13 protein-coding genes are annotated in these 14,186 nt (G+C 63.4%); 6 read left to right on the top strand and 7 right to left on the bottom strand.

Going from position 1 to position 14,186, the window contains the following annotated elements:
* Positions 1–11: 11 nt before the first annotated feature.
* Both ADU59_RS05460 and ADU59_RS05455 read left to right on the top strand, forming a co-directional pair.
* A complete protein-coding gene (locus ADU59_RS05460) occupies positions 12–2,720 on the top strand; it encodes a sensor histidine kinase (protein ID WP_068952393.1) in 2,709 nt (902 codons plus the stop codon).
* Positions 2,717–3,412, top strand: a complete 696-nt coding sequence (locus ADU59_RS05455) for a response regulator transcription factor (RefSeq protein ID WP_068952391.1) — start codon at positions 2,717–2,719, stop codon at positions 3,410–3,412. The genes ADU59_RS05460 and ADU59_RS05455 overlap by 4 nt, the downstream gene beginning before the upstream one ends.
* 17 nt (positions 3,413–3,429) lie before the next feature.
* Here ADU59_RS05455 and ADU59_RS05450 read toward each other — a convergent pair whose 3' ends face one another.
* Genes ADU59_RS05450 through ADU59_RS05440 form a run of 3 tightly spaced genes read right to left on the bottom strand, consistent with a single transcriptional unit; the run spans position 3,430 to position 5,997 of the window.
* On the bottom strand, positions 3,430–4,569 hold the full coding sequence (locus ADU59_RS05450) for an aminotransferase class I/II-fold pyridoxal phosphate-dependent enzyme (RefSeq protein ID WP_068952389.1): 1,140 nt from the start codon (positions 4,567–4,569) through the stop codon (positions 3,430–3,432).
* Positions 4,566–5,210, bottom strand: a complete 645-nt coding sequence (locus ADU59_RS05445) for a helix-turn-helix transcriptional regulator (RefSeq protein ID WP_068952387.1) — start codon at positions 5,208–5,210, stop codon at positions 4,566–4,568. The genes ADU59_RS05450 and ADU59_RS05445 overlap by 4 nt, the downstream gene beginning before the upstream one ends.
* Positions 5,211–5,262: 52 nt before the next feature.
* Positions 5,263–5,997 carry a sulfate transporter family protein gene (locus ADU59_RS05440; protein WP_068952385.1) on the bottom strand — a complete coding sequence of 245 codons (735 nt, stop codon included), beginning with the start codon at positions 5,995–5,997 and terminating at the stop codon, positions 5,263–5,265.
* A 196-nt stretch (positions 5,998–6,193) separates the two neighbouring features.
* On the opposite strand from ADU59_RS05440, the gene ADU59_RS05435 reads away from it, so the two are divergent.
* The 3 genes from ADU59_RS05435 to ADU59_RS05425 are packed head-to-tail and all read left to right on the top strand — an operon-like array spanning position 6,194 to position 9,197.
* On the top strand, positions 6,194–7,564 hold the full coding sequence (locus ADU59_RS05435; RefSeq protein ID WP_068952383.1) for an amidase: 1,371 nt from the start codon (positions 6,194–6,196) through the stop codon (positions 7,562–7,564).
* Positions 7,561–8,472, top strand: a complete 912-nt coding sequence (locus tag ADU59_RS05430; RefSeq protein ID WP_068952381.1) for an ROK family protein — start codon at positions 7,561–7,563, stop codon at positions 8,470–8,472. The genes ADU59_RS05435 and ADU59_RS05430 overlap by 4 nt, the downstream gene beginning before the upstream one ends.
* Positions 8,469–9,197: a copper homeostasis protein CutC gene (locus tag ADU59_RS05425; RefSeq protein ID WP_068952379.1), complete on the top strand. Its 729-nt coding sequence runs from the start codon at positions 8,469–8,471 to the stop codon at positions 9,195–9,197. Before ADU59_RS05430 ends, ADU59_RS05425 begins: the two co-directional genes overlap by 4 nt.
* 4 nt (positions 9,198–9,201) lie before the next feature.
* Here ADU59_RS05425 and nagA read toward each other — a convergent pair whose 3' ends face one another.
* From nagA to ADU59_RS05405, 4 genes are read right to left on the bottom strand one after another with little or no spacing between them, the layout of a single operon-like run.
* Positions 9,202–10,362: an N-acetylglucosamine-6-phosphate deacetylase gene (gene nagA / locus ADU59_RS05420; RefSeq protein ID WP_068952377.1), complete on the bottom strand. Its 1,161-nt coding sequence runs from the start codon at positions 10,360–10,362 to the stop codon at positions 9,202–9,204.
* Complete coding sequence (locus ADU59_RS05415; RefSeq protein ID WP_068952375.1) at positions 10,359–11,381, bottom strand: SIS domain-containing protein; 1,023 nt, start codon at positions 11,379–11,381, stop codon at positions 10,359–10,361. Before ADU59_RS05415 ends, nagA begins: the two co-directional genes overlap by 4 nt.
* A gap of 26 nt (positions 11,382–11,407) precedes the next feature.
* Positions 11,408–12,172 (bottom strand): GntR family transcriptional regulator, encoded by a 765-nt coding sequence (locus ADU59_RS05410; protein WP_068952374.1) that lies wholly within the window; start codon positions 12,170–12,172, stop codon positions 11,408–11,410.
* Positions 12,169–13,053 carry a glucosamine kinase nucleotide-binding domain-containing protein gene (locus ADU59_RS05405; protein WP_068952372.1) on the bottom strand — a complete coding sequence of 295 codons (885 nt, stop codon included), beginning with the start codon at positions 13,051–13,053 and terminating at the stop codon, positions 12,169–12,171. Before ADU59_RS05405 ends, ADU59_RS05410 begins: the two co-directional genes overlap by 4 nt.
* Positions 13,054–13,250: 197 nt before the next feature.
* On the opposite strand from ADU59_RS05405, the gene ADU59_RS05400 reads away from it, so the two are divergent.
* The gene (locus ADU59_RS05400) at positions 13,251–14,150 is read left to right on the top strand and encodes an N-acetylmuramic acid 6-phosphate etherase (protein WP_068952370.1); all 900 of its coding nucleotides are present in this window, start codon (positions 13,251–13,253) and stop codon (positions 14,148–14,150) included.
* Positions 14,151–14,186 lie beyond the last annotated feature (36 nt).

Genomic DNA, 14,186 nt, shown 5'->3' with positions numbered 1-14,186 from the left:
TCACGTGATCGATGCGAGATGACGGCCGCGATATGGATGGCAGGCCATCCCCCGACGCCCTGCTGCAGCGGGCCGAGCGGGAAACGCGCGGCCGCCTGAAGATCTTTCTGGGGGCGGCACCCGGCGTCGGCAAGACCTATGAAATGCTCACCTCGGGCCACGCCAAGAAGGCCGATGGCGTCGATGTCGTGATCGGCGTGGTCGAGACCCATGGCCGCCAGGAAACCCAGGCGCTGGCCGAGGACTTCGAGGTCATTCCACGCTCGGTGATCGATTACAAGGGCCGCCATCTCGAGGAAATGGACCTCGACGCCATTCTCGCCCGGCGCCCCGGCCTCGTTCTCGTCGATGAACTGGCGCACAGCAATGCGCCGGACAGCCGCCATCCCAAACGCTACATGGATGTCGAGGAGCTGCTGTCGCGCGGCATCGACGTCTATTCGACGCTCAATGTCCAGCATGTCGAAAGCCTCAACGACGTCGTTGCCCAGATCACCCGTATCCGCGTGCGCGAAACCGTCCCCGATTCGATCATCGAGCGGGCAGACGATATCGAAATCATCGATCTGACACCGGAAGACCTGATCAAGCGGCTGCATGACGGCAAGGTCTATATCCGGAAGACGGCGCAGCGGGCCTTGGACAATTATTTCTCGCCCGGAAACCTGACGGCGCTGCGCGAACTCGCCCTTCGACAGACGGCCCAGCGGGTCGACGAGCAATTGCTGACCCATATGCAGGCGCATGCGATCTCCGGTCCCTGGGCGGCCGGCGACCGGGTGCTGGTCTGCATCGATGACCAGCCCCGCAGTGCCTCCCTCGTGCGGTATGCCGCCCGCATGGCAGATCGCCTGCGCGCGCCGCTGATGGCGCTGCATGTGGAGACGGCGCGATCGGTACATTACTCAGAGGCTGCGCGCGACCGCATTGCCGCGACGCTCCGGCTTGCCGAACGGCTGGGCGCCGAAGCCATGACCAGGCCGGGCTCGGACGAGGTCGAGGAGATCGTCCGCGTCGCGGCATCCGGCAACGTCACCCATATCATCGCCGGTACGCCGAAAACGTCCCGATGGCGTGAATGGCTGAGCGGCTCGGTGACCAGCCGCCTGATTCGACGTGCCGGCAATATCAGCATCCACGTCGTTGCCGGTGACGACCGGGAGGGCCAATCCGTCGCGGCGGGCATCAAGACGGTGCCGGTTGCGGCCCAGTTCAAGATCAAACCCTATGTGCTGGCGACATTCTATGTCGGCTGTGCCCTGGGGGTTGGTGTCCTGCTCGACCAGTCGCTCGATGTGCGCAACATCGCGCTGGTCTTCCTGATGGCGGTCCTGGGCGTCGCGGTCAGCGAGGGATTGAAACCGGCGCTCTACGCCAGTGCCGTCAGCGCGCTCGCCCTGAATTTCTTCTTCCTGCAGCCGCTCCATACGCTTGTCATCAGCGATCCGGAAAGCGTCGTTGCCTTCGGCTTTTTCTTCGTGGTGGCAATTATCGCCAGCAATCTGACCGCCAGCGTGCAGCGGCAGGCCGCCGCCGCCCGCCTGCGCGCGCGCACCACGGAAGACCTCTATCTCTTCAGCAAGAAGCTGGCCGGCACCGGCACGCTGGACGACGTGCTTTGGGCAACGGCGTTCCAGCTCGCCTCCATGCTGAAGGTGCGGGTGGTGCTGCTCTTGCCGGAAGAAGACACGATCGTCGTGAAGGCCGGATATCCGCCGGACGATACGCTGGATGACGCCGATATCGCTGCCGCGCGCTGGGCCTGGGAGCACAACCGTGCCGCCGGGCGCGGTGCCGATACGCTGCCGGGGGCGAAACGGCTTTACGTGCCCTTGCGCACCGGCCGTACCGCCGTTGGCGTCATCGGTCTCGACAACGACCGGCAGGGTCCGCTCCTGAGCCCCGATCAGCAGCGCTTGCTCGATGCGCTTGCCGATCAGGCGGCATTGGCCATCGAGCGCGTGCAGCTTGTCGCCGATGTTGATAATGCGCGGCTGGCCGAGGAAGCCGGCCGTCTGCGCTCGGCGCTGCTGACGTCGATTTCGCACGATCTGAAGACCCCGCTTGCCGCCATCATGGGGGCCGCCGGTACCCTGCGGGACTACCGCTCCGCCCTGCCGGAAGAAGACCGGGCCGAACTTCTGACGACGGTGATGGACGAATCCGAACGGCTGAACCGGTTTATCGCCAATCTCCTCGACATGACACGGATCGAGTCCGGCGCCATGGAGCCGAATGCGGCCTTTCACTATATCGGCGATATCGTCGGAAGCGCCTTGAGCAGGGCCCGCAAGATCCTGGCCGGTCATCTGGTGGATGTTCAGGTTCCCGCCGATCTGCCGATGGTCAGGGTCGATCCGGTGCTGTTCGAGCAGGTGCTGTTCAATCTGCTCGACAACGCTGCCAAATATTCGCCCGGGGGCACGACGATCCGCATTGGAGCCGACAGCAATGGCGAGCGGGTCCTGCTCAGGATTGCCGACGAAGGGCCGGGTATCCCGCTGGGCGATCTGGAACGCGTCTTCGATACGTTCTACCGGGTGCGCAAGAGCGATCATGTCAGGGCCGGAACCGGGCTCGGCCTGTCGATCTGCCGCGGTTTCGTCGAGGCGATGGGCGGGATCATATCGGCGGAAAACCGGACGGACCGCTTGGGCGCGGTCTTCACGATCAGTCTGCCTCTGTTGCCGGATGCGCCCAATCTGAAGGACATGACATGACCCTTTCGGCCGTCAAGATCCTGGTCGTCGATGATGAGCCGCCCATTCGCCGGCTGCTGCGCGTCGGCCTGGCGACGCAGGATTATGCCGTCAGCGAAGTGGGCAATGGCAAGGCGGCGCGGGAGAGCGTCAGGAGCGATCCGCCGGACCTGATCCTGCTCGATCTCGGTCTGCCCGACATGGCGGGACACGATCTGCTGCGCGGCTGGCGGGAAGAGGGCCTGACGCTGCCGATCGTCATCCTGTCGAGCCGCACCGACGAGGCAGGAATTGTCAGGGCGCTGGAACTGGGCGCCGACGATTATGTGACCAAACCCTTCGGCATGAACGAGCTGGTGGCGCGCATCCGCGTGGCCCTGCGCCATCGTCTGCAGCAGCAGGGCGAAAAGCCGTTGTTCCAGACCGGCGGCCTGTCGGTCGATCTGGTCAAGCGCCTCGTCAGGGTCGATGGCCGCGAGGTGAAACTGTCGCCGAAGGAATACGACATCCTGCGCATCCTGGTGCAATATGCCGGCAGGGTGCTGACGCACCAGTTCCTGTTGAAACAGGTCTGGGGCAATGCCGACGACGTGCAGTATCTGCGCGTCTATGTGCGCCAGCTGCGCCAGAAGATCGAGCTGACGCCGGATCAGCCGCAATACATCACCACCGAGACCGGCGTCGGATACCGGCTGCGGGAGGCCGACATTTAGCCAGCTTCCGACGAATGTTACAGGCCGTTGCGATTCAGCCAGTTGCGCAGAACGGTGATACCTTCCGGCACATGCAGACGGCCGAAGCCGACCCGCAGGCAATTCTCCGGCACGGGCGTCAGCTCCGAGCGATAGACGCTCGACGGCAGAAAGAACACGCCGGCCTCTTCCACTGCGCGCCGCGCAAACTCCTCGACGCCCTCTGGTCCCTTGTAGCGGATAAAGGCGACGCAGCCGCCATCCGGCTCGCGCCAGTCGAACAGATGCGGGAATTCGGCGAAGAACGTGTTCAGCTCCGTGACGTTTCTGCGGACAATTTTCCGTGTTCGCGCCAGAATCTGGTCACGGCTCTTGAGTGCAATGCGGGCCAGGATTTCCGATGGTCCCGAATTGCAGATCGACAGGAAATGCTTGTAGCGCTCGCAGCGCACCAGAAAGTCGCGGTCCTTGCAGGCCAGCCAACCGATCCGCAACCCCGGCAGGCCGTAAGCCTTCGACATGACATTGAGCGAGATCCCGCGCTCATAGGCATCCACCGCCTGCGGCAGGCGAAGCGCTTCATCGCGCTCGATCAACCGGTAGACTTCGTCGCTGAACAACCAGATGCCATGCTTGCGGCAGAGATCGATGAGCCTATCGAAGATCGCGCGCGGCAGGATCTTGCCGGTGGGATTGTTGGGAAAATTGATCGAAAGCAGCTTGGTATTCGGCCGGATCGCCGCCTCGACCAGGTTAACGTCGAGACTCCAGTCGTTGCCGATATCCAGTGCTACGCCGGTCACGGCGCAGATGCTGAGCGGGATGGTTTCGGCGGCCTGATAGTTGGGCGTAATGACGATGGCATGATCGTCCGGTGTCAGCAGTACCTTCATCGCCACATAGATGGCTTCCTCCGCGCCGGCAAAGCAGATCAGGTTTTCCGGCAGGACCGTATCGTAGGTTCCGGCGATTTCCTGCCGGAGTGCGGGCGCGCCAAACGTCTCGGTATAACCGAGGCTCAAGGTTTCGAAATCGGTGCGATCCTCGTCGCTGGCCATGGCCAGCAATTCCGGCAGCCGCATGCTTTCCGCGTCGGAGGCGGTCATGTTGTATTTCGCCGTGAATTCCCACTTCGACATGTAGGTTTCCAGGACAAAATCCCGCATCGGCTTTGTCATCGCGGCTCTCCTTGAAACGTGGTTTCCTGCTTCTGGCGAATGGCGCCCAGACGGTTGTAGATCGTTGCCCTCGACAGCTTCAGAATCCCCGCGACGTAGGGAACGGCCTTGCGGATGGCAAAGACGCCGCGCATCTCGAGCAGCGTGATCAGATCGTCCATCTCGGTGCCGGTCAGCCCGGCGAGGCTGGTTCTGTGCGTGGTGAGGAATTCGCCGATCACGGAATTGACCGCCTCGCGCCAGTCTTCCGCCATCAGCGCCGAGGTCTTCGGCATGGGAGTGGCGATATCGATCATCGATTTCAACTGGTCGAGGACCCCGGCAAACGCCTCGATGTCGTGGTTGATGCACAGCAGCCCGATTGGCTTGCTATCGGCGTCGCGCAGCACCGAGGTGATTGCCTTCAGCCTGCGGCCGTCCCAGTTGGACTTGCCGTAGGGGCCGATCACGTCCTCATCGAGGGTCGATGCCAGCCCCGCCTCGTTGAGCGAGCTGTCTCCCGGGCGCCGCTTCGAAAAGGCATTGGCGATATGGAAGATCAGCCCCGATTCGAGATCGTGCAGGACCGCTTCCACATGCGGCGAAAACAGCGTGGCGACGGCCTCGCAGACGGGAATGAAAGGGGTCAGCGGATGAGACATGCCGTCTTATCCGCACGATTTGACAATTTGTCAATATTGACGAAATGGAAATCTATTGTGACTGTGAACCCAGTTTCTGCCGAAACTCCGGATCGCGCCGGGACAGCTTCTTGTGCAGATGGACCATCATGCCCGCGGCAAAGAGCGGGGTGAGCAGATTGAGGAGCGGCACGGCCAGAAAGGCGGCAAGGACGAGGCCGCTCAGAAAGACCGTACCGGCATGTTTCGCACGGAAAAGCCGGGCTTCCGCCGGCGGGCGATAGCGCATCGCTGCGAATTCGAAGAATTCACGGCCCAGCAGATAGCCGTTCACCAGGAAAAAGGCGATCAGGTTGATGCCCGGGATGAGCAGAAGAAACAGCGCGATGATATTGCCGATGATGATGACGCCGAGAAATTTCAACGTGCCGGCAATCGCTTCGCCCAGCGGCAGGGGCCTGCCTGCGGGCTCCTGTGGGTAATCGCGCTTCTCGACGACGTCGGCGACATCATCGAGAAAGAAGCCGGCGATCAGCGCGGTGACCGGCGCCAGCAGCAAAGCCAGGACAAGCGCCAGCCCGAAACTGGCAAAAATGCCGATGATGAAGGTGAGCCAGCCTGCCCAGCCGGGTGTGCCGGGGATCAGGGCGTCGAGCCACGGCAAGGCGAGATAGACGAAGAGCTCGCGCAGGGCGAGCCACAATCCGGCAAGCGCCAGAAGCGTCAACCCCAGGACTTTCCAGAAAACGGAGCGCGTTTCCGGCGCGAAGAGATTGGCAAAGGAAAGCCGCGCTGCGTCGAATATCATCCACCATCTCCTTGTCGGGCGAAAATTGCCGCTCTGAGCCGCATGTAGGCCGGCCACCGCTACCGGGCAAGGCCGGCCGGCTTTGACCGGGGAAAGTCGGACGAAAATCATGTGCGCATGGAGCGGAAAGCTCTGCCAAATCCATTGCTGCGTCGATATGGTACCGCCAATAACGCAGCTGTGGAGTAACGAGGCGATGGACGGAGTGAACGGAAACATGTCGGTTGCGGGCCTCTCGGTGCTGCTCCAGTCCGGTACGCTCGACCCGGTGGAACTGGCAAAGACGTCACTGGAAAAGATAGCCGGCTACCCGGATCAGTCGATCTTCACCGCGACGCTTGAGGAGCGCGCGCTGGCGGAAGCGAAGGTATCCGCGCAGCGCATTCGCTCGGGGCGGTCCCTCGGTCTGCTCGACGGTATCCCGGTCGCATGGAAAGACCTGTTCGATACGAAGGGATCGGTGACGACGGCCGGTTCGGCCGTGCTGGCGGATCATGCGCCGGCTGCGGCTGACGCGGCCGTGGTCAAGGCGCTGGCGGGTGCGGGCATGGTCAGTGTCGGCCGGACCAATATGAGCGAATTCGCGTTTTCCGGCCTCGGCATCAATCCGCATTACGGAACGGCGCACAACGCCGCTTCGCGCGATGTGCCGCGCATTCCGGGTGGCTCCTCGTCCGGTTCCGGCGTGGCTGTGGCCGCCGGTCTGGTGCCTGCCGCGATCGGCACCGATACGGGCGGGTCCATCCGTATTCCCGCGGCCTTCAATGGCATCGTCGGCTACAAGGCAACGCGCGGCCGCTATGCAATGCAGGGCATCTTTCCGCTGGCAAAGAGCCTCGATTCGCTCGGGCCGCTGTGCCGCACGGTGCAGGACGCCGTCTGGATCGATGCCGCCATGCGCGGCCGCAGCGCGCCGGATCTCGGCCGGACAGATCTTGGCGGCCTCAAGCTCGTCATTCCGGAGACCGTGGTTTTCGATGATGCCGAACCGGCTGTCGTTGCCGCCTTCGAGGCTGCGGTCTCCCGGCTGGAGAAAGCCGGAGCCCGGATCTCCCGGCGCGTCTTCCCGGTCTTTGCCGAGATTTTTGCGCTCATGACGCGGTATGGCGCCCTGGTAACGGCGGAAGCCTATGCCGTGCACAAGGAGCGTCTTGAGGGCCCGCAAGCCGAACGGATGGATCAGCGCGTGGTCGCGCGCGCCCGGCTGGGCGAAAAGACCGGCATGACGGACTACATTGCCATTCTCGAGGCCCGCCAGCGTCTGATTGCCAGCTTTGCGGATGATCTGCAGCCGGGCGAACTGCTTGCCCATCCGACATTGCCGCATGTCGCGCCGCCGATCGCGCCGCTGCTTGCCGATGACGAGCTGTTCTTCAAGATCAACGGCAAAACCCTGCGCAATACCCTGATCGGCAATTTTCTCGACGGTTGCGGCATTTCCATCCCCTGTGGTACCGGCGATGCCGGCATGCCGGTCGGCTTCCTGCTGTCGGGGCAGCGAAACGAGGATGAAACCCTTTTGTCGGCGGCGCTTTCGGCTGAAACCGTCATTCGCGGTGATGCATGATCGTCTGCTTCGACATCGGCGGCTCGGCGATCAAGGGAGCCATCGCCCATTCCGCCGACCGGATCGAGCCGCTCGGCCGGCGGCCGACGCCGCTTGACGATTTCAGCGCCTTTGTCGGAACGTTGCGCGATGTCCTTGCTGAAGCTGGCGGTAAACCGGATTGTGTCGCCATATCGATCACCGGGGTCGTCTACCCGGATACGCAGGCGATCAAATGCGCCAATATTCCCTGCATCGACGGGCGCAAGCTCTCCGACGAACTGTCTGCCAGCCTCGGACTGCCGGTGCTGATTGCCAATGATGCGGACTGTTTCGCGCTGGCGGAGGCGGGCGCCGGTGCCGGGCGCGGCCATCGGATCGTGCTGGGCGCCATCCTCGGCACGGGTGTCGGCGGCGGGCTGGTGGTGGACGGCAAGCTGATCAACGCCGATGGCGGGTTTGCCGGAGAATGGGGCCATGGCCCGGCGGTCGCCTCAATGGCCGGTACACCGCCGGTTGCCATCCCTGCCTTCGACTGCGGCTGCGGCCAGCGCGGTTGCGTCGATACGATCGGCGGCGCCCGCGGCATGGAGCGGCTGCACCAGACACTGCATGGCAAGACCTTGACCAGCCAAGCGATCACCACGCTCTGGCTGGAAGGCGATGCCGAAGCGGACCGGACTGTCGATGTGCTTGTCGATCTCGTCAGTTCACCCCTGGCGCTGACGGTCAATATCACCGGCGCGACGATTGTCCCGGTCGGTGGCGGGATTGCCAACGTTTCACCGTTGATTGCCGAGATCGACAAGGCGGTGCGCTCGCGCATCCTGCGGAAATTTGATCGTCCGCTGGTCGTGCCCGGAGAGTGCCGCGTCGAGCCGGGACTGATTGGCGCGGCCATTCTGGGGCTTGGTGGAGAAACGCGATGACCGGTATTCTCCTGGAAGTCTGCGTCGAGGATGCGGTGGGGCTGGCTTGCGCGATCGAAGGTGGTGCCGACCGTATCGAGCTTTGCTCGGCACTGTCCGTCGGCGGCCTGACACCCTCGCCGGGGCTGATGGTTATGGCGGGCCGGCTGGATATCCCCGTCTATGCGATGATCAGGCCGCGCCCGGGCAATTTCGTCTTCGACGCGAACGATATCGACGTCATGCGCGGCGATATCGATGCTGCCCGGTCCGCCGGTCTTGCCGGCGTCGTGCTCGGGGCGAGCCTTTCGGATGGCAGCCTTGATGTGGCCACGCTGGAGCTCTTGACGAGCCATGCCGCCGGGTTGGGCCTGACGCTGCATCGCGCCTTCGATCTGGTGCCGGATTTTGTCAGCGCCGTGGAAATTGCGATCGATCTCGGTTTCGAGCGCATCCTCACATCGGGCGGTGCGAAGACTGCCCCGGGCGCCATCGATGCGCTGACCGGGATCATCGCGAGCGCGAATGGCCGGATCTCCATCATGCCGGGCTCGGGCGTTACGCTCGGCAGTGTCGGCGAGCTTCTGGCGCGGCTTCCTTTGTCGGAAGTGCATTCGTCCTGCTCTCGCGATGAGCCGGCTCATGATCCCCGACTCGTTTCGCTCGGTTTCGTGGCACCGAGCGCGCGCAGGACCGACACGGTGCTGGTCCGGGCGTTGAAAGCACGGCTCAAAGCCGTGCTATAAAGCCCTACGCCTGGAAAACGCAGCTGCCGCCGATCCAGGTCGAAGCCATCTCCAGCCCTTTCGTCAGCAGCACGAAATCGGCGTCGAGGCCCGGAAGAAGCCGGCCCTTGCGCGCGGTAATGCCAATGGCGTCGGCCGGATAGGCCGATGCCATGCGCAGGGCCTCGTCGAGCGGCAGGTTCAGCTTTTCATGTGCGAAACGCACGGAAGACAGCATGTCGATATCGGCACCGGCCAGCGTGCCGTCGGCCAGCGTCAGGCGGCCGTCCTTGCGGAAAATCTCACGGCCGTTGAGGAAAAAGCTGGTCTGGTCGGAGCCGATCGTTGACATCGCGTCAGTGACGATGAAGATCCGGCCGGGGCCGTTCTTGGCGCGCAGCGCGATGCCCATCGATACCGGATCGACATGGAATCCATCGGCGATGATCCCCGCGTAAAGGCTGCCGATATCGAGCGCCGCGCCGACAACGCCCGGCTCGCGGTGACCGAGCGGGCTCATCGCGTTGAAGAGATGGGTGACGGTGCGTGCGCCGGCCTGCGCATAGGCAAGGACCGTCTGGTAGCCGGTATCGGTGTGGCCGAGGCTGGCGACGATGCCGGCATCGGCGAGAGCCTTCACCTGTGCGGCCGTGGCATTTTCCGGCGCGACGGTGACCATCATGGCATCGAACGCATCGGCGCAGTCCAGCATGGCGTCGAGATCGGCCTGATCCATCGGCCGGATCAACGCCGGATCATGCGCGCCCTTGCGGGCAACGGAGAGATGCGGCCCCTCCAGATGTAGCCCGAGAAAGCCGGGCACGCCTTCGGCCTTGGCCTGCCTGCCGCCGGCAATCGTTCTGGCGCGAACCTCGAACGTATCGGTGATCAGCGTCGGCAACAGCGCGGTGGTGCCGAACTGTGCGTGCGCGGCGCAGATGGTGCGGATGGCGTCGGCGTCCTGCCGGTCGTTCAGCATCACGCCGCCGCCGCCGTTCACCTGCAGGTCGATGAAGCCGGGCACGAGCAGTTGGTCCCTGGCGGCGATCGTTTCGGTGCCGGCAGGTAGGTTCTTCCTCGGTAGAATGCCGGCGATCGTTGCGCCGTCCAGCAACAGTGCGTGATCGTCGTGCCACGATTGGCCGTCGAAAATCCGGGCTTCGACGATGGCTGTCTGGACTGTCATCTCGTCTCCGTTACCTTCTTGAGGGCGACAGGGGCGTCCGGGTTGAGGCCGCGTGAGCGCGACCAGGATTCGACGAAACCATAGAATGGCAGGATCAGCGTCAGCGCATCGGTAATCGGATGGCCGGTCTCGACAAACGGAAGAACCCTTGCCGATCTGGCCTCCGTGGAGGTGACGAAGGCGAGCGCACCCTTGGCGCTGAGGCTGTCGAGAATACCGGTGACGGAGCCTTCGGCCGCATCGCGCGCGGCAAGACCGATGACCGGGAAGCGCTTTTCGACCAGCGCCACCGGCCCATGCAGCACTTCGGCCGCCGAATAGGCTTCGGCATGCATGCCCGAGGTTTCCTTGAACTTGAGTGCCGCTTCGCTGGCAATGGCAAGGGCCGGGCCGCGCCCGAGCACGAACAGCGATTCCGCCTCGCCGAGCTCGTCGGCCAGCGCCTGCCAGTCGAGCGTCACGGCCTTGGCAAATTGTACCGGCAGGTCGGCGACGGCCCGCTGCAGGGCAGCGTCTTCAGTCCATTCGCCAAGGATGGCAAGACCGGCGACGATCGAATTGACATAGGATTTGGTGGCGGCGACGGCGATTTCCGGTCCGGCGAGGATATCGAGCGGATGGGTGCTGGCCTCGGAGATCGGCGAGGGCAGGGTATTGGTGAGCGCGATCGTGACCGCTCCCGCCTTGGTCGCGGCTTCAGCCATGGCAACGATATCCGGGCTCTTGCCGGATTGCGAGATGGCGATGGATGCGGCGCCCTGAAGATGCATTTTCGCGCCGTAGATCGAGGCGAGCGACGGGCCGAGAGAGGCAACGGGCCGGCCGGTCGAAAGCTCGATCGCATATTTCAGGAACAGCGCCGCATGGTCGGATGAGCCGCGGGCAATCGTTACCAGAAAGGCCGGGTCTTTCGCACGCAGGGCCGCGCCGGTCGCTTTGACGGCTAAGCGCGATTGATCGAGAAGGCGGGCGGCGGCTTCCGGGATCTCGTCGATTTCGCGCCGCATGTTGGTCAGCATGGTCTTGTCTTTCTAGCTTGTGCCGCTCAGGAATCCGACAGGGTCAGTTCCGCGACGAAGTCGTAGGCGTCGCCCCGGTAGAGCGAGCGGGTGAATTCCACCACCCGGCCGGAGGCGAGGTAGGAAATGCGTTCGATGGAAAGGCTGGCCGATCCTGACGGCACGCCGAGCATCGCCGCATCCGGGTCCTTCAGGCTGCAGGCGGAAATCCGCTGCACGGCGCGTACCGGCCGCGACTTGGTCTTGTCGAGTTCGGCATAGAGCGAGGTGCCAATCCGGATCGGATCCGGCAGGAATTCGGCGGAAATGCTCGCCCGCTCGATGGCGAGCGGCATATCGTCGGCGATGCGCAGGCGGCCAAGGCGCGCGACAAGCGCATCCGCCGGCAGGCCGAGCGCCATCATTTCATCCGGCGAAGGATGAAACAGCCCGCGCTCGATCCACTGCGCCGTCGTCGTCAGTCCGCGCCGCGCCATGTCTTCGGTGAAGGATGTCAGCCGCGACAGCGACTGCTGGACGCGGTGGACCGGCTTGACGACGAAGGTGCCGGAGCCATGACGGCGCACGAGCAGGCCGTCCCTGACCAGATCGTCGACGGCCTTGCGCACCGTCACACGGCTGATGCTGGCATAATCGGCCAGATCCCGCTCCGGCGGCAGCGCATCGCCGTGATTGAGCTTTCCGGACAGGATCGCCTCTTCCAGAGACTGTCTGAGTTTCAGGTACAGTGGTCCGGATCCTCCGGACTGAAGTCCTTCCAGCGGCAGGATGGCCTCGAGATGCTGGGTCATGATTGTGCCCCCGCATCGGCAGGAAAACGTTTGGCAGCAAGCGCGACCGAGCCGGTCAGCGCGTCTGCCTCCGGCTCCACGAACAAGGGCTGATGCCGCTCGGCAAGCCAGGGGCGGTAAAGCGGCGCCAGTCCGCCGAGCAGGCAGAGCCTGTGGCTGCCCTGTGCCACCACGGCGTCGAGGGCTTCGTCGATGGTTTGCGCGGATGCCCGCAGCAGCGCGATCGCCACCCGATCGTTGCGGCCGGCGTGGTCGAAAACCTTGGGGGCGAAGCGGCCGAATTCGCCGGGCCGTGCAGCGCGCGCGAACTCCACCACGTCGCGCGGGTCGTCGTTGAACTCGGCCATGACGGCATCGGTCAGCGGCGAGGAGGGATGAATTCGGTCGAAGGCCAGCACGCTCTCCTGCAGAAGGGCGTGGCCAAGGCGGGCGCCGCTGCCGAGATCCCCGATCTGGAATCCCCATCCACCGATATAGCGGATGTCATCCGCCTGCCGGGAAATATAGATCGATCCGGTGCCGAGGATGGCGACGGCGCCGTCGCCATCACCCAGGGCGCCCTGAAGAGCGATCAGCCCGTCGGATTCGATATCGGCTCTGGCAAAGGGCAGGCGCTCCTTCACGTAATGAACGGCATCGCCGACATTGCTGCCGGCCAGGCCGAGAACCGCACGGGCCGAGCCGATCTCCGAAGGGGCGATGTTTGCTTCCTCGAATGCGGCCGTGGCTGCGCCGATAATATGAATCAGGGCATTGTCGGGATCGGTCAGAATGTTGGCCGCGCCGCTTTTGCCCCGCCCGAGGATACGCCCTTCGGCACCGGCTACAGCCGCGCGGCAACTCGTGCCGCCGCCGTCGATTCCCAGAATGTAATGTGGCATGGATACCTCCGGGAAAAATGATACCAAAAAAATACCATTAACCAAGGGGGATTTGGTCTTTAATTGGATTTATCGATTAACATGCTGAAAAATATTGATTATTTTGCTGGTAAGGATTTTTCTTCGAACAGAAGTTAATTTTCCCTAGACAATTGGTATTTTTTTGGCATTAATTTGCGGCGAGGGAGATCGAGCATATGCCGTCAGTGAAGACCGAAGAGCGTCATGACAAGGCGATGGGACTGGATGTGATGCATCCGGCGCTGGCGCTTCGTCTGCTTGCGTCCGGCCAGCAGGCCGCGGCGAAGGTTGTCGATGCTGCGATCGAACCACTGGCCGCTGCGGCGCAGATTGCTTCCGAGGCGCTGGCAAGTGGTGGCCGCCTGGCCTATGCGGGCGCCGGCAGCTCGGGTCTGATGGCTATGGCCGATGCGCTGGAATTGCCGGGCACCTATGGAATTGCGCTCGACAAGGTCGTCGTGTTGCTTGCCGGCGGTGCCGCAAGCCTGAGCGATCTTGCCGGCGGTTATGAGGACGACATGGAGCTGGCGCGCAACGATGTGCGCGATGCCGGCATCGGCAAGGGCGATTGTCTGATCTCCGTCTCCGCCAGCGGTTCGACGCCCTATGCGCTGGCTGCCGCTGACGAAGCCCGGCAACGTGGTGCCCGGGTCATCGCCATGGCCAACAATCCCGGTGCTCTGCTCTTTCAGAATGCCGACGTGGCCATTCTTCTGCAAACGCCGCCCGAGGTCATCTCCGGATCGACACGCATGGGTGCTGCCACGGCGCAGAAGATCGCCTTCAACATGTTTTCCACGCTTGTCGGCATCCATCTCGGCCATGTCCATGACGGACACATGGTCAACCTGAAGGCCGATAATGCGAAACTGCGCGGCCGCGCCATCCGCATCGTCTCCGATATTGCCGGGGTCAGTGCGACGGAAGCCGACCGCTATCTCAACACATCGTCGGGCTCGGTCAAGATAGCCATTCTCCTTGCTGCTGGGGCAAGGGATGTGGCGGCTGCACAAGCAGCGCTGACCGAAGCCGGTCAAAGCTTGCGCCGTGCCTTGTCTGGTGTCGCGGCACATTGATCTGGGTTTTAAAACCGCGTCGAACCGGCGCATATA

Origin of the sequence: Pararhizobium polonicum, assembly GCF_001687365.1 — a bacterium.
In the GTDB taxonomy this organism is placed as follows: Bacteria; Pseudomonadota; Alphaproteobacteria; order Rhizobiales; family Rhizobiaceae; genus Pararhizobium; species Pararhizobium polonicum.
Note: the sequence above shows the minus strand (reverse complement) of the source record. Positions and strands in the feature narration are given on the sequence as shown.